Source organism: Amycolatopsis sp. NBC_00438, from assembly GCF_036026695.1.
In the GTDB taxonomy this organism is placed as follows: Bacteria; Actinomycetota; Actinomycetes; order Mycobacteriales; family Pseudonocardiaceae; genus Amycolatopsis.
Window position 1 is genome coordinate 5,547,932 of the sequence record NZ_CP107923.1, and the last position, 23,003, is coordinate 5,570,934.

The 23,003-nt window shown below is 67.9% G+C and carries 15 protein-coding genes; 4 read left to right on the top strand and 11 right to left on the bottom strand.

Annotation, left to right across the window (positions count from 1 at the left end; all coding sequences use genetic code 11):
- Positions 1-165 precede the first annotated feature (165 nt).
- Positions 166-2,952, top strand: a complete 2,787-nt coding sequence (locus OG494_RS24455) for an LGFP repeat-containing protein (RefSeq protein WP_328442845.1) — start codon at positions 166-168, stop codon at positions 2,950-2,952.
- A gap of 300 nt (positions 2,953-3,252) precedes the next feature.
- Positions 3,253-8,355, top strand: coding sequence for a MobF family relaxase (mobF, locus tag OG494_RS24460; RefSeq protein ID WP_328442846.1), 5,103 nt, complete (start codon positions 3,253-3,255; stop codon positions 8,353-8,355).
- Here the strand turns inward: mobF and OG494_RS24465 are convergent.
- Positions 8,349-9,128, bottom strand: a complete 780-nt coding sequence (locus OG494_RS24465) for an NYN domain-containing protein (protein ID WP_328442847.1) — start codon at positions 9,126-9,128, stop codon at positions 8,349-8,351. The genes mobF and OG494_RS24465 overlap by 7 nt on opposite strands.
- Positions 9,129-9,389: 261 nt before the next feature.
- On the opposite strand from OG494_RS24465, the gene OG494_RS24470 reads away from it, so the two are divergent.
- The gene (locus tag OG494_RS24470; protein WP_328442848.1) at positions 9,390-10,583 is read left to right on the top strand and encodes a hypothetical protein; all 1,194 of its coding nucleotides are present in this window, start codon (positions 9,390-9,392) and stop codon (positions 10,581-10,583) included.
- A 254-nt stretch (positions 10,584-10,837) separates the two neighbouring features.
- Here OG494_RS24470 and OG494_RS24475 read toward each other — a convergent pair whose 3' ends face one another.
- From OG494_RS24475 to OG494_RS24520, 10 genes are all read right to left on the bottom strand, one after another.
- Positions 10,838-11,857: a YaaC family protein gene (locus OG494_RS24475; protein ID WP_328442849.1), complete on the bottom strand. Its 1,020-nt coding sequence runs from the start codon at positions 11,855-11,857 to the stop codon at positions 10,838-10,840.
- Between the two features lie 10 nt (positions 11,858-11,867).
- Positions 11,868-12,476 (bottom strand): hypothetical protein, encoded by a 609-nt coding sequence (locus OG494_RS24480; RefSeq protein ID WP_328442850.1) that lies wholly within the window; start codon positions 12,474-12,476, stop codon positions 11,868-11,870.
- Entirely contained in the window at positions 12,473-14,353 is a 1,881-nt protein-coding gene (locus OG494_RS24485; RefSeq protein WP_328442851.1) for a type IV secretory system conjugative DNA transfer family protein, read from the bottom strand. Before OG494_RS24485 ends, OG494_RS24480 begins: the two co-directional genes overlap by 4 nt.
- 45 nt (positions 14,354-14,398) lie before the next feature.
- Positions 14,399-15,496: a C40 family peptidase gene (locus OG494_RS24490; protein ID WP_328442852.1), complete on the bottom strand. Its 1,098-nt coding sequence runs from the start codon at positions 15,494-15,496 to the stop codon at positions 14,399-14,401.
- Between the two features lie 23 nt (positions 15,497-15,519).
- Positions 15,520-17,055, bottom strand: a complete 1,536-nt coding sequence (locus OG494_RS24495) for an ATP-binding protein (RefSeq protein WP_328442853.1) — start codon at positions 17,053-17,055, stop codon at positions 15,520-15,522.
- Positions 17,052-18,560: an SCO6880 family protein gene (locus tag OG494_RS24500; RefSeq protein WP_328442854.1), complete on the bottom strand. Its 1,509-nt coding sequence runs from the start codon at positions 18,558-18,560 to the stop codon at positions 17,052-17,054. Before OG494_RS24500 ends, OG494_RS24495 begins: the two co-directional genes overlap by 4 nt.
- Positions 18,557-19,984, bottom strand: a complete 1,428-nt coding sequence (locus OG494_RS24505; RefSeq protein ID WP_328442855.1) for a hypothetical protein — start codon at positions 19,982-19,984, stop codon at positions 18,557-18,559. Before OG494_RS24505 ends, OG494_RS24500 begins: the two co-directional genes overlap by 4 nt.
- Entirely contained in the window at positions 19,981-20,580 is a 600-nt protein-coding gene (locus OG494_RS24510; protein ID WP_328442856.1) for a hypothetical protein, read from the bottom strand. The genes OG494_RS24505 and OG494_RS24510 overlap by 4 nt, the downstream gene beginning before the upstream one ends.
- 219 nt (positions 20,581-20,799) lie before the next feature.
- Positions 20,800-21,090, bottom strand: coding sequence for a hypothetical protein (locus OG494_RS24515; RefSeq protein ID WP_328442857.1), 291 nt, complete (start codon positions 21,088-21,090; stop codon positions 20,800-20,802).
- A 90-nt stretch (positions 21,091-21,180) separates the two neighbouring features.
- The gene (locus OG494_RS24520; protein ID WP_328442858.1) at positions 21,181-22,104 is read right to left on the bottom strand and encodes a hypothetical protein; all 924 of its coding nucleotides are present in this window, start codon (positions 22,102-22,104) and stop codon (positions 21,181-21,183) included.
- A 236-nt stretch (positions 22,105-22,340) separates the two neighbouring features.
- Here OG494_RS24520 and OG494_RS24525 point away from each other — a divergent pair, with 236 nt between their 5' ends.
- Positions 22,341-22,994, top strand: coding sequence for a hypothetical protein (locus OG494_RS24525; protein ID WP_328442859.1), 654 nt, complete (start codon positions 22,341-22,343; stop codon positions 22,992-22,994).
- Positions 22,995-23,003: the final 9 nt, after the last annotated feature.

Here is a 23,003-nt window from a genome sequence, read left to right on the forward strand (position 1 = left end):
GAGCCTGTACCAGTAAACCAGGTGATGTCGCATCTACGGGGCTGCCTGGGGGTAGCCCACCAAACGGCCATCAGGCGCAACTTCGTACTCCACTTAGCCGAATGTGTGTGGAGTTGGGTTACATCGATCAGGCCTGGGACGACTCGAAACAGTTAGGAGGTCGCCATGTCACGGTCCCGTACCGCAAAGAGGAATCGGCCACCAGCCGCCGTTGCGCAGTCGCTCGAGGAGCAGCGCCGCCGAGCCGCACGCTTTATCGAAGAGCGGTACCGGTCGCTCGCCGACGCGGGCGTGGACTGCGGTCCCGCGCTTGCCCCGATGCGTTATCGCGGTGCCGTCGACGCATGGACCCACCGCTACCGCCACGCCCTCTTCATGTACCACGACGGGATCGGCCGGGCGTTCGTACTGACCAGTGACCACTTGCGCGCCTACCTCGCGATGACGGCCCGAGCCTCGCTCGGCCACCTTGTCTCCGATGAGGGCGAGGCGGAGTCGCCGGGAGGGCGGAAGACCCTATTCACCGCTGGCGGCATCTATTCCTGCGCCAGCACTGCTCCCGTAGCCGTGCTGGGCATGGTCTATCTGGCGTACGAGGCGGTGGGAGAGTCACGCGCGCTGGGGTTCCCGACGGCACCGCAGGGGGATGTCCCCGGCGGCGTCGAGCAGCGATTCGAGGAGGGCCGGATCCTTTACCGATCCGGCGCAGGATGGGCTCACTACCTGCGCGGCCCGGCCTTGGAGGCATACCTCGCGGCGGGAGGCGTCGCGGCCCTGGGGTTCCCGCTGACCGACGCGGTCTCCAACCGCCCCGTCGAGCTGGAGGGCGGGTCGATCTACATCCATAAGGGCGTGGGCGTGGTCGTGGCCGGCGACTTCCGCCGCGAGTACCAGCGGCATGGGGGTCCCGACGGGGAACTCGGGCTGCCCGTCGAGGTCGAGCGCGACATCCCTCACCATCCCGGCCCTGGTCGCTACCAGCGATTCGAGCACGGGACACTGCTGGCGGCCGGGCCCGGCCCGATGCTGCTAGTGCGCCAGTTCCGCCTGTTCATCGGTCGGGTGAACACCCAGGAGTCCGATCCGTGGCCAGGCCAAGGCGCCAACGACATCTACTTGCGCGTCCGAGTGCGCCAGAACAGCCGCGAGCTCTACAGCGCACGTCTCCCCGGCGAGAACCAGGACTGGTCGACCGGCAACAACGCAGTCGACGTCAACACTCCAATCGCGGTCACGATCGATCCAGTGCCCGGCGACACGGTGACACTGGAGGTCACCGTCTTCGACTCTGACACCGGTACCGACGACCGGCTCGGCCGATGGACCCACATCCTCACGGCCGCGGACGGCTGGGGACTGGGCACCGACGACGGCGTCTTCCGGTCGGGTGCCTTCGGCAAGGTCAACTCGATCACGGCCGCACACCAGCCCGTCGTCGACACAGCCGCCCTGACCGACGTGCAGATGTTCTGGGGCGTGGACAACGAGCCGACGCCTCGCCTCACCTGGTCGCAGTACGCCGAGGCGTTCTCCGACGTCGACAACGATCGCGACTGGTGGGACCCGACCGACTGGCTCGACCGCGCGTTCTACGAGCTCGCGGTCGAGAACATAGCCCAGGGCGGAAACTGCGTCGGTATGTCGCTCGAGGCCGTCTACAGCCGCAAGGGCATGAGCGTCTTTGGCCAGCCGCTGGACCGGTTCACGACATGGTCGACAATCCGCCGCGAGATCAACATTCGGCAGGCCTACCAGGTGGGGGCATCCGCCGTGTACTGGTTCCTCGGGCAGTTCGTGAGCGGCCGGACCCACAACCCAGTGGGCGTGTTCGACCGGAGCCAGGGCGAGTTTGCCGCCGGCAGCCAGCCGGTGCTGTGCCTGACGCAGAACTACGACTTCTCGGGCAAGCCGCACTGCGTGCTGCCAGTAGCCTGGGACAAGTCCGTGGTGCCGTGGCGGATCACGGTCAGCGACCCGAACGATCCGCAGAATCTGCGGACGCTGACTGTGAACCCGAAGAACAACGCCTTCGTCTACCAGGGTCCGCACAATCGCTACGCGGGCGGCGACTGGACCGGTGGGAGGCTGCTCTATCTGCCCTTCGGCACGGTTGGCAGCCGTCCGCGGACCCCGGTGTGGGAGGCCGTCGTGCTACTGATGTCGAGCATGACCCTGTTCGTGGCCGGCGCCGCGACGACGTCGGGGCTGACTGACGCCGCCGGCAACGACCTGGATGCCACGGGCCGCCGCGCGCTTGCGGACCTGCAGGCGGGTCGACGCATCGACGACTACTTTGTGCCGGTGCCGCGGTTCGACGCGGACCAGAACGCCGGGGCGCTCTACTGTCGCAGCCACCGACTGGAGCACGTCCGCTCGACCGAGCGGGACGGGATGGTCAGCCGGCGCAGTAGCCGCTTTGCCGCTGTACGAGGCGCCGGCGGGTCGTTCCGGCACAGCCTGCGTGGCACCGGAAACGGTGCTGTGCAGTACGTCGTCAAACACGGCCTCAGCCAGTACCGGCTCTCGACGAGCACCGGACCCAAGCAGGACATGGAAGTCGCCGTTGACGGGCTCGGCACGCATCGGGTGGGGCTGGGCATGAGCGTCGACCGCGACCGAGTTGTCCGGCTCGACCTCGAACACCGACTCGGCGTCCGGGGAGACCGGGTGGGCGTGACGGTCTCCGGGCTCACCGCCACCCCGGAACAGGCCCTGTTAACGTCTTTGGGGACCGGTTTCGGCGGGCTCGATCTCGTGCCTGCCACACCGACCACCGCCGCCGTCGCGGTCGAATACTCGACTGAGGGTGAGACGAGGAAGAAGTCAATGCGCCTCGTCGTCAAGCGAGGCGTTCGCCTCGACCTGGCCCGGCTGCAGGAGACTGGCACTGTGGAGGTTACGCCGATCGAACGCGTCGGCGGCCCCGCAGCGGGGCTGACACGGCGCCGCTGACCCGTATGCAACAACGCGACGCTGGCTCACTCACCCGGATCCGCGTACCGGAGCGCTATGCCTCCATCGTGATAAACGCTCCTCGACGTCCCCTCCTGGGCGGTGTCTTCGACATCGTTCTCGTCCACGCACTCGCCGCGATCATGCTCGTCTCCGCCGTCAAGGTCACCCCCCGCTACTGGTCAGCAGAACCCGCGCCCCCGGAACAATCTCCGCCGACGAACACGCGCCGATCGAATACGCGTCCATACCAGTAACCGGGTGGGCTCCGCCGGATTTTCGGCGTAGTCTGGTGTGGACATGATGGGCTTGCGCAAGCTGAGCCCTGGTGGTCACGAGTACCTCACGAACACGGTGGCGTGCGCTGATCGCGACCGTGAGCTCGAGCCCGGCGAGCTGTTAAGTGACTACTACCTCTCCCGTGGTTACCCGGCAGGCCAATGGTTCGGCGCCGGAGCAGAGCACTTAGGACTCTCCGGCGCAGTCACCCCTGCCCAGATGAACAGCCTCTTCGGCGAAGGCCGCAACCCGCACGCCGACGCCATCGAAGCCGAGATGATCGCCGACGGCGCCACCGCCGAAGAGGCCCTGAAGGCAACCCGGCTGGGCCGGCGGTTCCCGCAGTTCTCCGAGCTGGATCACCTGCGCAGCCAAGTGGCGCAAGCCTATAAGGACCACAACCGGTCACAAAGCCGCCCGATCGGCGCGCCGATCTCGGCGGCGATACGTGCTGAACTCCGCCGCGGCGTGCAACTGCAGCTCTACCGCAAGGCTCACGACGGCCACGGCCCCGCCGACGATAGCGAACTGAACACATGGCTGGCCGAGCAGAAAAGCAAACTGAAGTCCGCGGTGTCGGGGTTCGAGATGGTGTTCGCGCCGGACAAGTCGGTGTCGATCGCGTGGGCCATGGCCCAGCCTGTGGAGCGGGAACTGATCGCCGGCATGGTCCGCCAGGCCGCGCGTGAGGCCTTGTCCTATGTAGAGCAGAACGCCGCGTTCACTCGACGGGGGAACATGGGCGAGGCTCAGGTCGACGTCGATGGGATCACGGCGGCGCTGTTCGAGCACTGGGACTCGCGCGCCGCGGACCCGCATTTGCACATCCACGCCCTCATCTCGTCAAAGGTCAGGCGCAGCGACGACGGCGAGTGGACGGCGCTCGACGGCCGCACCATCCTCGCCGCGACCGTCACCGCGTCAGAGTTCTTCGACAATCGGCTGCGCGATCTGTTCCGCGAGCAGGGCGCGTCGTGGGTGCAGCGCGGAGCGGAGGGCGTGGACCTCAAACGTCCGGTCTGGCAACTGGAGGGCGTGCCGGTCGAGCTGGTGAAGCTGTTCTCGCAGCGTCATCGCCAGTTCGAGGCCGCCCGGGCCAAACGCATCGTCGAGTTCAAGGCTCAACACGGGAAGGAGCCCTTGCCGAAGGACATCTTCGCGATCGACCGAGCCGCGCAGTATGACAACCGGCCCGGCAAGCAGCCCCCGAAGACGCTGCCGGAACACCTTGCGGCCTGGCGCGAGCACGCCCTCACCCTTGTCCCCGCAACTATTTTGGACACGTTGAGCCGGCGGGTGTTCCTCAGTGGACGTGCCGAGCCGGATGCGGTCAACATCGCCAAGCTCGCCGAGGTCACGCGGGAAGTGGTGTCGGATAACTACGCGCACTTCGCCTGGTGGAACCTCGCCGCCGAAGCGCACCGCCAGTCCGCGCACCTGCGGATGCCGGTCGACAAGCGCGGACAGCTGATCGTCGATGTCGTCGACACCGTCCTTGCCCAGCCCGACACCCTCGCTCTCGTCGGTCCGACTGTGGTCAACGAGCCGGCCTCGTTGCGTCGGCGAGACGGCGAGTCGGTGTTCGTGGAGCACCACTCCACCCGATACACCACCACCGCGACCCTCGCCGCCGAAGGTGACCTGGTCGCCTGGGCGCGCCGCGGCGGCGGGCATCGGCTGCGCGTCGACACCGTGGAGAAGGCCCTCGCCGGCCAGGGCCTGAACGCCGGGCAGACGGAGATGGTGCGCCAGTTCGCGCGCTCCGGGCGGCGGCTGCAGCTCGCGCTGGCTCCGGCCGGGGCCGGGAAGACCTCGGCGATGAAGGTCCTGGCGACCGCGTGGCGGCGCACCGGGCACCGGGTCTACGCCTTCGGCCCGTCCGCTCGGGCGGCGCAGGAGCTCGGCTCCTCGATCGGTGCGAAGCCGCACACGCTGCACCAGCTGACCACCGCGCTGAAGTTCGGGTTCGCTCGCGTCGCGTTCCCGATGGAGGCCGGTGACCTGGTGATCGTCGACGAGGCGGCGATGGCCGGCACCCACACGCTGCACAAGGTCGTGACGTACGCCCTGACGAAGGGCGCCGACGTGCGCCTGATCGGCGACGACGCGCAACTGGCCGCAGTCGAGGCCGGCGGTGCGATCCGGCTGATCGCGCACGACGTCGGCGCCGTCCGGTTCCGGGAAGTCGTGCGGTTTCGCGGCGAAGACCGCAAGGAACAGGCCGCGGCGTCGTTGCAGATCCGGGCGTGGGATCCGAAGGGGCTCGAGTATTACTTCGACAGCGGCCGAGTCGCTGACGGCTCGTTGGAGGCGATGCGCAACGCCGCACGCTCACGCTGGCAGGCCGACCTCGACGCCGGTGTCCCGTCGCTGCTGATCGTCCCGACCAACGAAGACACCGTCGCCCTCAACATCGAAGCCCGCGAACTGCGCCTGCGCCGCGGGGCGATCGACCGAGGCCCCGAGGTGGATCTGCACGACGCCACCAACGCCGGGGTCGGAGACTGGGTCGTCACCCGCCACAACCAGCGCCTCCTGTCGCTGTTCGGCGGGAAGGACTTCGTCAAGAACGGCGACGTCTGGACCGTCACCGACGTCCACTCGAACGGCAAGATCGCCGTGCAGCACCGCGTCCACAAAGCTGCGATCACGCTGCCTGCCGGGTACGTCCAGGCACACGTCGAGCTCGCCTACGCCGCCACTATCAACCGTGTGCAGGGCATGACCAGCACCGGCAACGCCCACCTTTTGGTGCCGCCAACGATGACCCGCGAGCAGTTCTACCCCGGCATCACCCGCGCGATGCTGCGCAACTTCGTCTACGTGATCACCCACCACCACGTCATCGACCAGCACCAGGAAACCCCCGAACCGGTATCGGCACGGTCGGTACTCACCGGCGTGCTGAATCACTCCGGCGCCGAAATCTCGGCCACGGAGACTCTGCGGGAGAAGCAGGACGAAGCGGTGTCGATGGGCACGCTAGTGCTGCGTTACAACTACACCGCCACCTACCGCGACGAAAACCGCTACCGCGACATCCTCGCCCGCCGTGCGCCGTCCACCGTCGATCTGGACAGTGAGCCGGCGTTGATCCAGACGTTGCGCAACGCCCACGATCTCGGCTGGGAACCCGACCCGCTCGTCGCCGCCGTCATGCGCCGCCGGCAGTCCCTCGACGATGCCGATGACCCCGGTGCGGCGCTGCAAGCGCGCATCACCAAGCACCTGGAACGCCGCACACCCCCCGCGCCGACCGGGCCGCTGCAGCCGGCCGACGTGACCCGCTGGCGGACCATAGTGGACGCGATCGCCCCGCACGCGGCCGTCGAAGACCCGGAATGGGACAAGGTCTGGCAGCGCGCCGCCGGCGCCTTAGCGGTCGGGTTCGACGTCGACGCGGCGCTGACCGCCGTCGCCCACCAGCTCGCCACACGTCCAGCACTGCCGGATCCAATGCCCGATAACCGCTACGCCGATGCGGCGTTGGCAGCCGAACTGGAGCATCGAGCTGACCGCGGCGAAGCCCATCAACGCGCCGTGCCGTGGCAGGCCCGGCCGGACTTCGCCCACGTACGTCATCATCCCGGTCACGCCCAGTACCTGCACGAGATGAACATCGCAATCGGCGAACGCGTCGACCACCTCCGCGCCACTGTTATCCGCGACCAGCCGGAATGGGCCTCAGGGCTCGGTCCGCGACCGGACAATCCGATCGCGGCTGAGGACTGGGACGACCTCGTCGGCCTGGTCGCCGCCTACCGCGAGACCTTCCGCGTCACTGGCGGAGCGCCGCTGGGCGCCAAACCCGACAGCCACGGCGCAAGGGCACACGCCTGGCGCACCCTCACCGAACGCTGGGATGCTGTGAACCAGGCGAGCGCACCGGCACCGCCAGCGCCCGCCGCGACGACCCCGGCTGCTGACCTCGACGACGTGTTCGTCGAATACGACGCCGTCGACGAGCGGGTCGTACTCGAGCCGCTGAACGTGTTGGTGCGCCGCTATGAGTTGCTGGCCCGCGACGGTGATGAAGACCGTTACCTCGACGTCCTCGCCCGCTATGTCCCAGACGCGGTGAATGCCGGCGCCGAGCCCGCCGCTCTTAATGCGCTTGCGAACGCCCAGGATCAGGGCTGGCAGGCCGAACGGCTGGTCCGCAAGCTCGCCGACGACAGCGGCTTCGCCTGGGCCAGCGACCCGGCCGCCGTCCTCGCCAAACGCGTGTCAACGCACGTCAACGAGCACCAAGCCCCAGTGCGGATCGGGCCGCCGACCGACGAACAAGTCGACCGGTGGCGCAGCATCGTCGCGGAGTATCTACCGGACGCGGCCGTCACCGGCGAGCAGTGGGGCATCGTCTGGCGCCACGCCGCCGGCGGAGCCGCATACGGCCTCGACGCCGACACCGCCCTCACCGACGCCCTCACCCGCCTCGCCGGCGGCACCACCGGCGCCGAGGACGGTGACTATCGCCGTACCGGTGAGGCGCTGGTCGCTGCCCTGACCGATCGCCACCGCGCCGGCGAGGGGCTGCACGCCGCACTCCCGTGGCAAGCCCAACCGGACTTCGCAGCGCCCGGTGACCATCACGGTGCCATCGAGCGCTTGGACGGCCTCAACGGCGAGATCACCGCTCGCGCCGACCAGCTACTCGACCAGGCGCTCCGCGAGCAACCCCGATGGGCCACACAGCTCGGTCAACGCCCCGGCAACTCCGGGCCAGCCGAGAGCTGGGATCAGGCTGTCCGGCTGGCTGCGGCGTACCGTGAAACGTACGGAATCACCACCACCGATGCCGCCTCCCCGCTCGGTCACCGACCCACCGGCCACGGCCTCAAAACCGCGGCCTGGGATCAGATCACCACTCAATGGAGGCAGCTGATGACCACACCAGACCCGCAGGACGCCGCATCGGATGCGATGCTGACCGTCGAATCGCGCCGCGACACCCTCGACGCGCTGCGCGACGAGTTCTCCAGCGGTGTTACGGCCCGCACCGAACAGCTCCAGGAACAGGACGAGAAAGACCGGCAGGAAGCGCGGCGCGACGAGGCCGAAGGTGAGTACGACGACCGACACGAAAGCGTCGGTGACGATCTGCACCGTGGCATGGGTTACTGAGCGGCGCGCGGATGCGGATCGGGCCGCTGGCGGTCGTCAAGCACGTAGACGACTGCCGGCTTACCGGCTCCAGCTGAACAACGCTCGATCTGGAAAAGAGCCGTAGCTTCGACCAGGCCGCTGAGCTTCGGGAAGCCATAGTTGCGGGCGTCAAAATCAGGGCGTCGTTTGAGGATGATGTTTCCGACAGCTCCGAGGAAGGCCCATCCGTCCTCATCGGACGCTGCGTCGACAGCACTCCGCAACAGGGTCACTAGGTCGGTGCCCTGTTTCAACTCAGCAGCTGACCGTCGTGAGTTGAGTTTCTCCGCTGCACCCGCCGGGCTGGTGACGCGGAGCAGGTTTTCGGTGTAGATGAACTTGTCGCACGCCGCGACGAACGGTGTCAGCGTCTTGCGTTCTCCGAACCCGTAGACTGTCAGCCCGGACTCTCGCAGCCGCGACGCCAGTCGTGTGAAGTCGCTATCGCTGGATACCAGGCAGAATCCGTCGAAGCGGTCGGTGTAGAGCAGGTCCATCGCGTCAATGATCATCGCCGCGTCGGTGGCGTTCTTACCTGTGATGTAGGCGAACTGCTGCATCGGCTGAATCGAGGCGGTCAGCAATTGCTCTTTCCAGCCGCGCAGGTTCGTGCCGGTCCAGTCGCCGTACGCGCGTTTGACGTGGGCGGTACCGTACTTGGCGACATCGGCCAGGAGTCCGTCGATGGTGGCGGGCTGAGCGTTGTCCGCATCGATGAGCACGGTCAGCTTCGCCGCATCGGAGTTCACCACGAACTTCGTCCTTCGCCCGCTCCATCGACGATCGTCTCAGCTACACGGCCCAGCGTACGATCTCGTGATCGTTCTCGAGCCTGGATGATGTCGGCTCCCAAGACAACCGGACACCCATGTAGTCTTCGTCATTGCCTCACACCGGATTCCTTTCAAGCTGACTGTGACGGTAGCTAGCGCTGTCCTAGCTCCAAGCCTTCCGCATGATCGCAAGTGACCCTGGCTCATCCCGGCAGGGGCAGATGTAGTGTGATGTTCGGTATGACCGTCTTTTCGGAAATCGAGCGCACCGATCCTTCTCCCGCCGAGCACACGGACAGCCACTTTGAGTTCCTCGACCGTGTGGCGGGGCCCTACTGGGACCAGGTCCGGGGCCTGATCGAGGAGTGGTTCTCCCGGCTCTGCCCGGACGCCCAAGCCGACGTCAGGGGGCGGCTGCGATCCCACGATGATCGACAGTACAACGGGGCCTTCTTCGAGCTGTACTTGCACGAGTGTCTTCTCAGGATGGGTTACGCCGTGACCTGTCACCCTAAAATCGAGGGGACCGACCGCCGTCCCGACTTCCTCGCAGAAAAGGATGGCGCGACGGTCTACGTCGAAGCTCGATCAGCGTCATCCAGTAATGTCGCTGTGGGCGCAGCCGCGAGGATCAACGCTCTGTACGAGTCGCTTGACAAGATCGACAGCCCGAACTTCTTCCTGTGGATCGACGTCGAGAGGAACGGAGACGCCCCGCTCGGGGCCCGCCCGCTGCGCTCAAAACTGACGAACTGGCTCAGAGACTTGGACCCGAACGCCTACCAGGATCATGGGAACAGACGCGACGACTTCCCCAGCTTGTCCTACGAGGCGAAGGGGTGGCGGATCCGGTTCCATGCGCTCCCGAAGTCGGCTGAGGCACGCGGAAAGGCGGGCGTGAGGCCGCTGGGGATCTTCGGCGGGGGGCATGCCTTCCCCGTGCACGACGAGGAAGGGATCAAGAATGCGCTGAGCGACAAAGGCTCCGCATACGGGCCGCTCCGCGCTCCGTACATTGTCGCGGTGGCGACGAGCAGCCTCAGCACCGATGACCACGACGTGAAGAACGCGCTGTACGGCACTGAAGCCATACAGCTCGGCACCGGCCCAGGCGGCGAAACCGACGTGGGCGCCGTCGTCCGCTGTCCCGACGGCTACTGGTTCAAGGGCGACCATTGGGGCCATCGCCACGTCTCGGCGGTGCTCGTCGTCAAGCAACTTCACCCCGCCTTCGTAGGCACCAAGCAGCACACCATCTGGGAGCACCCCGACCCTGAGTGGTCCGTCCCGTCACTCCCGATGTGGCGACAATCTACCGTCGACGCCCACGGTGTAATGCACTTCGCCGATCCTGCGCGCACGCCCGGGGAGTGGTTCGGCTTAGCAGACCCTTGGCCGATCGGGGAGCCCTTCCATGACCGGAGGCGCCCCTAGAGGGTCAGACTTGCCCCCTTGCCCGTCCGACATGCGTGTTTCACGGCGACCTGTCACTCAGCCCATCGCCGCGCCCAAATCGTTGCTACGGCGGAGCGGACCCTGGTTGCGTATCGTCATCCAGCTTCACGCCCACAAGGTTCTCTGGTGGCGCAGCGGACTTGCGTGCGTCGGAGACGACTTGAGCCTCCAGGGTGAAACGGTCGGTCAGTGGCGTCGCCCCAACCCGCTGCGCATATGCCTGCAAGGGGTTGCTACGGGGTGACTTGGCGAAGAGTCTCCAAGACCAGCCGCGGCACGACGTGGAGCGCTCGCCGGAGAAGCCGCTCGATAGCTGTTGCGTATCGGCTAGCGTCGACGTCGATGTGGGTCGCCCACTCGCCGGGCTGGTACCTGGCAAGCATCGACAAGGTGTGGAGAACCGCCCACCAAGTCATCAATGGATGGAGATTGTCCACGTTGGCACCAACCGTGGGAAAGAAATACAACCGGCCCAAGTAAGAACGGGACATCGACTTCAGGTACTTCAACCGCGTAACACCGTCCACCGAGGTGCCGTCTTGGACTTGCCAGTTCATCGTCAGCTCGGACCATCCGTCGACGTGCACGCTCATCGCCGGCAGGTGCGGATCCCGTTGAACGTTAACGTAGCTGTGGTAGTCACGAACACCTGGGAATGCGGCGAGATACCCGTCCAGCATGGCTCGATCGACATTGCCCTGGCCGAACCGAGGCGGGAATCCGACAACCGGAACACTGGCCAATGGATGCGGCTCATCCCAGAGATTGCGGTGCTCCATCCAAAGCGGTGTCCGTCTTGCGTCGCCTCGGTCCGCCAGTGGCGCGCGTTCGTTTTCCGGCAGCGTGTCCCACAGCTCATTCAAGGACACCGGTGCTTTACCCCACACCGGCGATCCAAGCAAGGCCGAAAGCCGCACGAAGCTGCCCGCGCTTGAAGGCTTGTCGGTAGCGACGCCCACGGAAGGAAGGTCTGCGCTCAGGTTGGTCGACGCGATCCCGTGTCCTTTCAATTCCCATTCTTGAAGGGTGGACGCTGCTGCGATAGCCCGACCTGCCTGGCTAAGGCCATAGAAGACCTGCAAGGGGCGGGTGGACGTGCCAACCACGGCCGCCGCCCGGAACATCTGCTCGGCTTGCTCCAGCGCCGAAACGTAAGTAGCGGCACGAACCCGATCAGTGGAAGCTGCGCCAGGCGGGTGCCAGCGAGTTTCCCGTAGTTCGTCCCACGCCGTCTCACCCAAGTTGTCCTGCACCCGCGACACTCTATCCGCCGCGTCGTTCGGAGGTGTGGCGGTCGATCAATGGCGCAGCACCGACAGGCTTGTGGACCTCGGTCAGGCATTGCTGGTGAGTCCACTCGGTAATCATGCGTTCGGCGAACCCGGCCCGCCACCGGTCGTGCCAGTACTGGGCATCGCTGGCCTTGGCGCCCTTACCCACGTGCGCGGCCCGCCACGTGTAGGCCAGCGTCGCCAGCTCCGCCACCAACCCAGGATGCTGTGGCCAGCAGTCCGGGATCGCGACCGCGCGCGTCCCGCCTTTGCCGACGTAGACGGCGTTGTAGTACTGCACGAAATTGGTGACCGTGAACACCGGGGTCTGCTCCCGGTGCTGCGTGTCCTCCGCGGCCGGCGGTGCCGGGAACGGCAACCACGGCGCCAGCCGCGGTTTCTCCTCCGCGTCGTTCTCCAGTTCCGCGATCTTCTCGTGGAGCTGTTCGATCTCGGACTGCTGGGCCTGCATCCGAGCCCACAGTTCCTCGGTCATCGCATCGAGCTCGGCGCGCGACCGCGCGGGCTGCTGTTGTTCCGGCTGCGTTGCCTCGTCCCGCCGGTCAGGTTCCGGGGCGGTGATGTCGTCGTCCTCGCTCATCGCCGTGGCTCCTGAACATGCGGCCCGTTGACCATCGCTGGCGGGAGCGGGCGGAGGTAGCCGTCGGCTCCGACCGGGGTATCACCGCGGCGGATCGTGGCGACATCGGCTTGCAGCTGAGGCCAGTCCGGTCGTTGTTCGACGTCGACGGTGCGGCCCAGGATCGGGCGGAGGTTGCCGTGCAGGATCAGAACCCGGCCGCGTTCGAGGGTACGGATGTCCCCGGCCCGCAACGTCGGAACGGTCTCCTCGCCGTCGGCGGAGCGTCCGGCGCTGAACAGCCCGTCGCTGTGGTCCTGATGAGTTCGGCGGCGATGCTGGCCGGCCAGCGTGGACAGCCACTCCAAGGTCTTGTCGTCCTTCAATCCGGGGAACACGGACAGGGTGAGGGTGTTGTCGATCAGCTGCAGCCGGCCCGGCTCGCCGTAGAGCTCGTCCAACTGGGACCGAGACTGCGCCGACCAGTGGATCAGTACCCCGCGGCCGGCCGAGTCGGCGATGATCCCCGGCAACCGCGGCACCGGGGTCCCTGCGAACAACTCATCCAGGATCGCGGTCACCGGCGGCTCCAGCCGGCGCCGCTCGTGGCGCAGCGCAGCGTCCTGAGCCGTGGTGAGAATCTGTTCGACCAAGGCAGTCAGCACTGCTCGGGCCTGCGGGGCCTGGTGCTCGCCCGCGATGATGAACAGGCTGCCACGGCGGCGCAGGAACTCATCGATGTCGAGCCCTTCACCGCGGTCGGGGGTGGCGAAATGCCTGATGGCGGGGTTCATGAACGGCTCGATCGCGCGCCGGACCGACATCCAGACCGCGTCGGCGGTCTCGGCGACCATCCCGATCTCGGAGCGCAGGTTGAACGCCAGCTCCGGGTACCGGTGCCGCAGCAGCTCCACCGGTTCCTGATCCGGTGGCTTCGTAATCGACCACACGACCAGATCGACCACGGTCCGGTGATGCAAGGCGGCGGCCAGCAGGTAGGCCTGCAATACGATCGTGGCTCGGCCGCGGAACACCGCGTCGTTGCCGCCGACATCCTGTAGTCCGAGCGCCGAGGCCTCGATCAGTGTCTCCGCTCGACGTAGTGCAACGGCTGGGTCGACGCAGCCGGTAATCGGTGACCACCGCGCGTGCGCCGGCCACGCCACCGTGCCGGTCGCGTCGATCACCAGTACCGGCCCGGCGTCCGGCCTGCGGGTGCGGGCCAGCAGGCCCCACTCGGCGAGGTCGTTCTTTGTGGTCGAGGCGATCAGCGCGCCCGGGGCGGCACCGACCTTGTGCACCAGGTCGGTGCGGGACTTGCCCGAGCGGGTCGGGGCGATCGTCCCGGTCGGGGTCTCCAACGACGTCACCAGCCGCTGGCGCTGGGGTCCGCGGTGCAAGGGCACCGCGATCTCCTCGACCGGGGCTGTGCGGCGTTGCTCGTCGGTGAGATCGGCGCGAGTCCAGACGGCGGTCGTGCGCGCTGCGGCGACCGACAGGGTCTTGGTCATGTCGCGGCGGGTCGCATGCCCGGCATCAGTCGGACCTACCCGCCGCCAAACAGGTACCGCGGCACCGACCGTCAGGCCGGCGGCGAGCATGGCGATCGTGGTGAACCAGATGTAGAACGCGAGCTGGTGATTGCTCACGCCGCCGGACCACGGGTTCGGCAGCGCCGCGCCGGGGTCGCCAGCATGGAAGGCGACGGTGAGAACGAAACCCGGCCAGCTGGTGACCGGAGGCCAGGCCCAGGTGCCGGTGTGGAACCCGGTCACCAGAACGGCGGCGGTGACGACGATCGCGCCGAGAGCGCACACGATCGCCAAGGCGGCGACCGCGAGGCCCATCAGGGCGACGTCACGGTCCAGGTTGAGTGTGTCGGTGCGTGTGCGCGGCATGAGCCGCTCCTCCCGTACAGCGGGAGAGCGGCACCACGAGGTTCATCAGAGTGGGCTCCCTCCCGGTGGTGGGGAGGGCGAACTGGGGTCGGCGATCCGGCGAATCGCGACGATCTTCGACGTCCAGGCGGACAGAGGTTCGAGGATGACGCCGGTGCCGGTGTCGTAGGCGTCGACGATCAGTCCGTGCCCGGCATACATCCCCACGTGCCGAGGGACTTTGGCGGTGCCGAGCGACCCGGGGATGAACAGCAGATCCCCCGGCTGCACTTGCTGAACCGAGGAGACGGCGTGACCGGCGTGGACCTGGCTGATCGTGCCGGCCGGGATACCGACCCCAGCAGCGGCCCACGCTGCGAGCATCAGCCCGGAGCAGTCGTAGGCGTTCGGGCCTTTCGCACCCCACACGTACGGCTTGCCGAGCTGGTTGAGGGCGAAGCCGACAGCGGCGCGCTGGCGGACGTCGGTAGGCAGCGTGAACCCGGGTGGCAGCTTCTTCGGGTCCACCTGCCCCGGGTCGCGAGGGACGTCGGATCCGCCCTGGTCTGGGCACAGCGACTTCGTCTGGACGGCCTCCGTGCCACCACCGGGCGTCGGGGGTGGGCTCGGGTTGTCGGGACCGGTCCAGAAGCGGTCGACGATCGCGACGGCGGCCGGTTCGCGCGGGGCGTAGCGGTCCGGGAAGCCGCTGCGCTGCACCGCCTGTTCCGCCTGTCCTGGCGCCATGGTGTCCCAGCCAGGCAGTGCGATCAGGGCGTCGAGAAACTTGCCGGTGGCGTAGACGGGGTCGAGGATCTGCTCCCGGGTGCCCCAGCCTTGGCTGGGGCGTTGCTGGAACACCCCGACCGAGCCGCGGTCGCCGTAGCCGAGGTTGCGCAGCCCGGACTCGACCATCCCTGTGGCGATCGCGAGGACAGCGGCCCTCCGAGGCAGGTGACGTTGCTGCACGACGTCGACGATGGTGCGAGCGATGTCCATCTCGCTGATGCCCAGGTGCTGCCGGTCGACCACAACCTCGCCGCCGCCCGCGCTGCCCTGCTCGCAGCCGCTGAGTTGCGTGATCGTCGCGGTAGCTGCGGGCCCTACCATGAGGGTCAATACGAGGATGGGCAGCAGCACTAGACCGACCAACGCACCGGCCACGCCAGCGAGCATTCCCCTAGGCCTCATGGCGTCGCCGCCAATTCGTTGCTGGATAAAGGATGTGGATTCCGAGTGAGCTGGGCGTTGGTGTCGAAGATCTGCCGCTCAATCCGGCTCAGCACCGTCTGGATCCGAAGCCCGGCCTGGTTCTCGATCTTCCATAGGGCCCGGCCCTGACGATCGTTGGCCCACCCGGTCGTGGCCTCTTGCTCTTTCTCCGACAGAGCAAGGACATCGGCCAGTTCACCTCCCACTCGTGTCGACTGTCCCAGAAGGACACGAATTGAACACAAGGCGAGCAGGTCGCGGGCGATGGCAACTTCCTGGGAGCCGGTGGCGCCGACGGAGAGGAAGTCACCGGGTTTATGGCTGACCAGCACCTGGATCTTGCGTTCCGCACGAGACAGTCGCAGCTCACTGTCCACCGCCTGCACCGCGCGCAGACCTAGGCGCAGTTGGCGCCAGATCTCGTCGCGCACGACGATCCGAAGATCGCCATCCTCCTGCAGATCCGTAGCCAGCGACGACCAGGAGCCGAGACAGGTCAGTGCGACGGCGACAGCCTGGTCGCCGCGGGTACGCAGCCGCGAGAGGTCCAGGCTCTGGATCGGTGCGTCCCAGTCGACGGCGAAGTTCGTCGGCGCGTCGAACAACCCGGCCAGCGGGCCGCTGATCAGGTTGGCCAGCGCATCGGTGATAGAGCGCAAGTGGTCCAGGAACTCCCGGAGGCCGGCAAAGCGCAGGCTTCGCCACAGCTGTTCGTTCGGGTCGGACAGCATCCAGTGGACGTCGGGGATAGTGATCGGTTTGAGGTTGGTGTAGCCGTCGCTGACGCCGACGAGCTGCCGCAGCACCGCCGACAAGGCGGCTTCGTCGGTGACGGTGGGCCGGTAGCCTTGGGCTTCGGCCAGCGCGACCAGCAGCTGCACCCACCGGCCGAGGACCCCGTCGAGCTCCTCGCGCTGACGTGCAACCGACCAGGTGTCCCAGCGTGCGGCTAGCGGGCCGAGGTCGAGGGCGTTGAGGCGGGCAGCGCTGCCGCGACCGAGCATGATCGGCGTGACACCCAAAGCGGTCAGCAAGGGGGTGTATTCGCCTTTGACGTCGCCGGAGATCAGGGTGCGGACGCCGGTGAGCATCATCCGCAGCAGGAACGCCACCACCGTCGAGGACTTGCCCCGGCCGGGCTCACCGAACAGGACCATGTTCGGGTTGGTGCAGACCCCGCGGAGGACGAACTCGACCGGGTGCAGGTAGAACGCGCCGCCGCTGTGGACGTCGTAGCCCATCCGCGCCCCGACCGCCGGCAGCGGACTCGCCGCCAGCAACGGGAACAACCCACCGAGCACGTGCGTGCCGGCCTGATACACCTGCAGCGGCGCCGCCACCGGCGACCACCCGTGCCCGGGCCGGGCGAACCCACGCCGAGGCGCGGCCCGCTGGTTGAGGCGGGTGACACGACCATCTGGACGCAGACGTGCGGGCGAGCGTGTACTGACCGCTGGCCCGAAGGTGGCGAGCAGTTCGGCGACGGTTCGTTCGTCGGCGCGGCGGCTCACGACGCACCGCCGCGGAGTCGGGGCAGCCCCACACCGACCGGTAGCGCGGCGGCGACGAACCCCGCATCTTGGGCCAGTTCCATCCGCAACAGCTGGAAGCGGCCAGCGATGTCGTTCTCCAACTTGGCCGCGTGGTCCTCGACGTTCCAGGTCGCCGGGATCGTGACCGCAGCGGCGACGGCGAAGCGGACGATGCCGTGACCGGCGGCAACCGCATGCTCCTGCGCGCGGGCGCCGCCAGCTTCGCGGGCTTCGGCGGCGCCGGAGTTGAAGCCTTTCGAAGATTTCCAGTCCCGCGCGACACCGGTGCGGAACCGCAGCCGACGTACAGCCTTACGGGACCGGTGCTGGGAGAGGATTTCGTAATGGATCGCGAGGCTGCGGCGCTCGCCGGCGGTCTTGACCGCCAGCAGCCCGCCCAGTGACCCGAACACCGTCCCGGCCTCCGGCATCAACACCGAGTACGACACGGACGCGAAACCATCGTGGTAGTACGCCCGCGCCGACGGCGCCGGCGCGTGCACCGGGCCGGCCGTCGCCCAGCGGACACCCTCCTCGTTGCCCGTCCGATGGCGGCGCGCCGCGAGACCGGCGGCGCTGGCCGGATTGAACCCGGTACGGATCGCCACCGCCAACTCCGGACCCGAGAGCCATTTCGCGCCCGTGGCGCCCAGACTCTTGAGCTTGTCTTCGAGTCCGTCCAGCACCCGGTAGAGCACCGCAGCCCGGCCGGCAACCCCGCCCCCGGCCGCGGCCGCTGGGCGCCGCAGGGCGTCTTCGGTTCCGGAGAGGGTGACGAACACCTCGTGCCGGACAGACACCGCCCCGACCAGCCGGTCCAGCTCCGCGGCCGCCTGGAGCGCGAGCGCAGGCGCACCCGGGACGTCGTGTTCGGCTCGCCAAGCCTGGTAGTCGGCGCCGTCGTCGGGGACAGTCCGCACCAGCAGGCTCATACGGTCGACGACCTCGCGGTGCCCGATCGACAGCAGCAGGTTCCCCAGCCGGTTGGCCCAGCGCTCGCACTGGGCGTCCGAGAGCATCCCAACCCCGGCGTGGGTCAACCGGGCGGTCGCTCCCCACCGGCCCTCGCCAGTGTCGTGGATCAGGCACACCCGGCCAAGATCCCGCAGCGGTGGTCCGTCGGGGAACCGCAGCCGGGCCAGCACCCCGGGCAGATCCGGCTCATCGAGATCGATGGCTTGGCCGGTGACCGCGCGCGACTGCCACCGCGACCAGCCCAGCGCGATGCCGACGCGGTAGAGCAGCAGATGCCCCAGCCACCGCAGCGCCGGGCGACCGCGTACCGGCACCACAACCAGCGCCGCCGCTGTGCCGCAGAGACCGCCCAGTGCCAGCGCCGGCCCGAAGCGTCCGGCGGCGAGCGCGAGAATCACTGGCACGGCCAGCCCGACGCACACGAACGCCTGCACCGGCGTCAGTCCGATGATCCAGCCCGCGCGCTCTCTGCGAGAGAGTCCTTTGTAGATTTGAGTCGCGGTGCTCACAGCAGCACCGCGGCTTCCTCGGCTTCGCCGGCCGCGGCGCCGCCGCCACCGTCGTCCGGCGGTGGACCGCCCCCGGGTTTCGGGACCGGTGGGGTCGGCGGCCCGGTATCACCTGGTGGGTCTGGCGGTGACGACCTGCCGGTGCCATCACCGTCGTCATCATCGATAGGTCCGGACTCGCTCGTACCGCCGATACCATCGGCTTCGGTTGTCGGCGGCTCTGCAGTCTCGGCTGCCGGGTCGGTTCCCGAGTCCTGTGCGTCGCTGCCACTGGTCGCGCCGGAGTCGAGTGCGTTGCCGCCAGAAGCCGCGCCGGCCTCGTCCGTCCCGTCAGGGGCGTGCTCGTCGCCGGTCACATCAGGCAGCCCAGCGGTCGTGTCGTCGTCGGCGGCGGCCTGGTCGAAGCGGTCGACATTCGCCTGCTCCTGAGCATCGTCGCCGTCTTCGTCGTCGCCGTTGGTTCCTTTGCTTTTCAAGTCTTTGCGAGCCATTTTCCCGAACGCGCCCGCCACGCGACCGGCGACGCTGTTGGCGCCGTAGGAGTCCATGCCAGCATCGGCGAGCTTGTCCCGGAACACGCCTTGGGGATCGGAGTCGGGGTCGACGAACGCGAAGAGCTTGAACAGCACCAGCGGCACCAGCAGCGCGACGAACAGCACCCCGATGCCGGCCAGCAGCCCGGACAGGCCCTGCGCGCCGCCGACGATCGCGACCGCCAGCACCAGCACGAAGGCCAGCGCGGGCTTCATCACGACCGCGACCAGGCCCCAGCGGACGACTTTCCAGTACCACCGCGCGGTCGCATCTGCGACCAGCCCCGCCGCGGCGATCGGGATCGTCGCGACCACGACGTAAATCGCGGCTTCGCGGAACACTGCCTCGAACGCGAAGCCCAGCCCAGCCGGGATCACCCCGAAGGCCCCGGCCAAGCCGAGTACAACGTTCTTGACCTCATCCGACAGAGCGTCGGTGAAGCCGGTCATGTTCAACGCATCCCGGAAATTCCCCACCCGCAGCCCGGTCGACAGGATCGCTTCGGTCAGGCCGTCGGCAGCAGCGAGGAACGCCGCGACCACGCTCACGGTGATCGCGAGGGCGATCCCGTACTGGATAGGGCCGGTGATCAGGCGGACGAAGCCGCGGCCGCCGTGCAGGACGGTCGTGATGATCTGCCAGAAGAACATGCCCAGCGCGATGGCTCCGGAGATCCACAGCGTCATCGGCCACAGGATCGAGACCGGGCCGTCCGTGGTGGACACGGTGAGGATGGAGAACTGGTCGACGAGCTGGAACGCGGTCCGCAGGATGAACAGGGCCGCGGCCCAGGTGGCCGCCATCAGCGGCTCGAGGACTCCGCTGGCGAAGACCCCAACCCCATCGCCGGCCAGCTCGCCCAGCTTTTTCAGGATGTCCAGGGGGTTCACCGGGCACCGTCCCTGGTCAGGGGTCGGTAGCCGGCCGCGACCGATTCGGAGCTGCCGGGCCACGCGGAAGCGGCGTAGGCGGCGCGGGCGCCGGGGGCGATGCGCCAGACGGTGCCGGTCCAGCGCAGGGCCTGGCAGTCGCCGATGCCCATGCTCGTGGCTTGGCCTTGGTAGTCGAAGCTCAGCTGCCCGAGCGTGCACACCACCGTGAACCGGCCGTCGTCGGCGGTGCCCTTGATCAGGCCCTGGGTGACCTCGTAGGTCACCGTCAGGCCGGGCTTGAGCTCGCCGGAGCGGATGCCGGCCCGTTCCCGGAAGGAGTTCAGCAGCGCGTAGAGGCCGCTGCCTTGCGGGGCTGGTGCGTGCGGGAGCGCGGATTCGCCGTAGGCCCGCAGGTAGGTGGCAGGGTCACCGCCGCGCAGCGCGGTCTCGTTCAGGTTGGTCAGCCAGCCGAGCGCGCCTTCCGTGGTGGCCGGGAACCCGTCGGAGATCACGCGGTTCGCGATCGGTGCCGGGCGTGGCACGGCGATCGGCGGACCGGCGGTCGTGGTCGTGAGTTCGTGTGGCAGTGCTGCCTCGGGCGGCAGTGTCAGCATGGGGCGGATCGTGAGCGCTGTCGCGTCGTCGACTGGGACCGTGGGTGGAGTCGAGGGCGCGGCACCGGGGGGAACCGTTGACGGGGGCGGCGAAGCCGGTGTTGTCGCCTGCCGGGCAACGAGCACGACAGTGATCGCGGCGATAAGCAGGGCCGTGGCGGTGATCAAGCGGCGCGCTCGGGTGCGGTTGCGTGGCCGTGGTGTGGAGGTGAACATGGCTCAGCCGCCCGCGAAGCTGTTGATGAGCGACCAGCCGATGCCGTAGAGGATCGCGCCGGCGATGGCGCAGAGCATCATGACGAGGCCGACCTTGCCGGCGCGGTGATGGTCGACCCAGCGACCGCCGGCCCAGACGATCAGTCCGATGAAGAATCCGGCGACGAGGGCGACTCCGGCGGCCCACTTGACGTTGTTGAGCAGCCCGAGGATCTTGTCGCCGCCGACCTCGGGCTCTACCGGTGTTGGGTTGGGGATCTGAGCGAGCCAGTCGGTGAAAATGTGCGCGAGCATGCTGCCCTCCGCATCGCACCGCCCGACGTCACGTCGGGCGGGTCAAATGGGAGGGCGTTGAGGTTTTGTCAGCTGAGAGGCGGGATGAACTCAGCCGGTGTCACGGTCGGAAGCACGGCTGTCGCGTTCGCGAGCGATCCGCGGCCACCGCACATGCAGGCGGCGTGTCCGTGGCGGAAGTACACGCCAGGAGCGAAGCAGGTGTTCGGCCGCCGACTGCAGCGCCGGCGGGGTTACGTCCGCGGTGACGCCGCGCACCGCCACCGCACGATCGTGAGGAAAGAACACGGCGTCGGGTAGGAGGATGCTCGTGCGGCGACCTGCGGTGCCCGCGACGCCCTTGGGCCATCGCCGGGCGCCGACGACGAGTAGTTGGGTGGGCGGGGTGACCGCATTGGCACGCACCCACGGTTCCAGGCGAGCAAGGACCTGTTCGGCGTGTGCGAGCCCGGGCACCGATGGCCGCACCACCAGCGCGGGAATCGGTGACGGGCTACCGACGCGCAGCCACTGTCCCGGTCCGAGGGCCGGGTCGGTCGCCAGGCGCCACGGGTCGTGGCCGATGTCGACCACGGTCACGTCGAGGCTGCGGCTACCCGGGTGCCAGAACGGGGGCGGTGGGAATATCACTGGCTCTGCGGCGGACTGCGACACATCAAGGCGCGCCAGAACAGCGCGGGCACGCCGAGAGAATCGGATCCCGGCCGCGGGTCCAGGTCCGTCCCGCCGTGGTCCGTCGGCACGCGCGGCGCGGCCGAGTCCGGATCGGACCGGATCGCCGGCGTCGATCAGTAGCACCGACCGTCCCGCCAGCTGGAGAGCGTCGGCGATCGCGACGGCGATACTTGTCGCGCCGGCCCCAGGAGAGGCGGCCAGAATCGGCACGATGCGGCCGAACACCGTCCAGTCGACCAGCTCGATCGCGAGGTCCGTGAGTGTGGATTGCTGCGGTTCGGTAGTCGGCGTGTCCACACGGGAGCGAACGTCCGAATGCCGATCTTCGGATGCGGTCATGACGGGCCTCCCCTCAGCGGTGGTGCGCCGGTGAAGGGTGCGGCGGTCGCAGCGGGACCGTGCTCCAACCCCCTGGTCGGGGTGGCGTGGGTTGCTTTCTCTCGACATTCCGAAGATACTCGCAACAAGTGTGGTGCCTACTTCGATAGTAGACGCAAGCTGCGATGTGTCAAATGTCTGCTAACGCAGTCCAGCACCGCACGCTCGCTGGTGTCGACGCGCGATGGGGGCAGACCATGGAACGAGCATCCGACGACGAATCGGAGCCCGACGGGGACGAAACGGTCTCGGGTCCATCGGCTGAGCTACTCTCACCGATCCCGCGCCGCAGGGCAGCCGCTCAGCAGGAACTCACCGTCGCACTGCTGAATCTCGACACCTTTGGTGAGCGGCTCACGTTCCTGTTCGACCACGCCTCGACCTACTACCTCCTACGTGGTGAACCCGTCGTCGATCCCGACGCGATCGACCGTCTTACCGCTGAGGGCGATCCGACATTCCTGAGCTTCACCGCGCGGCCACCGCTGGTCGCCCAGTGGGTGCGGGACCGGACTGGGTTGCCGCTGGCCGAGCAGGCCCTACGCAACTTCAAAACCGGCATCCGGCAGAACAGCCGCCCGGGGATCACGGACGCACTGGCCGAGTTCTGGCGGATTCACCACAAGCTGCTCAACCCCACTGTCCCCGCCAGCGACTTCGCACCACCCGAGGACGAAATCGCCCGCAAAACCCACGCGCTGGTGACCGAGCTCGGCCTGGTCGGATTCAACGCACGCGACATCACCAGCTCGATCGACGACGCTCCCGAGGTCGACCGCCAGCAGCTGCTGCAGGTAGTCGAACAGATCGCACGAACACGCCGCGCCGCACGCGACAACCCCGCCTCCTGACTTCCTCGG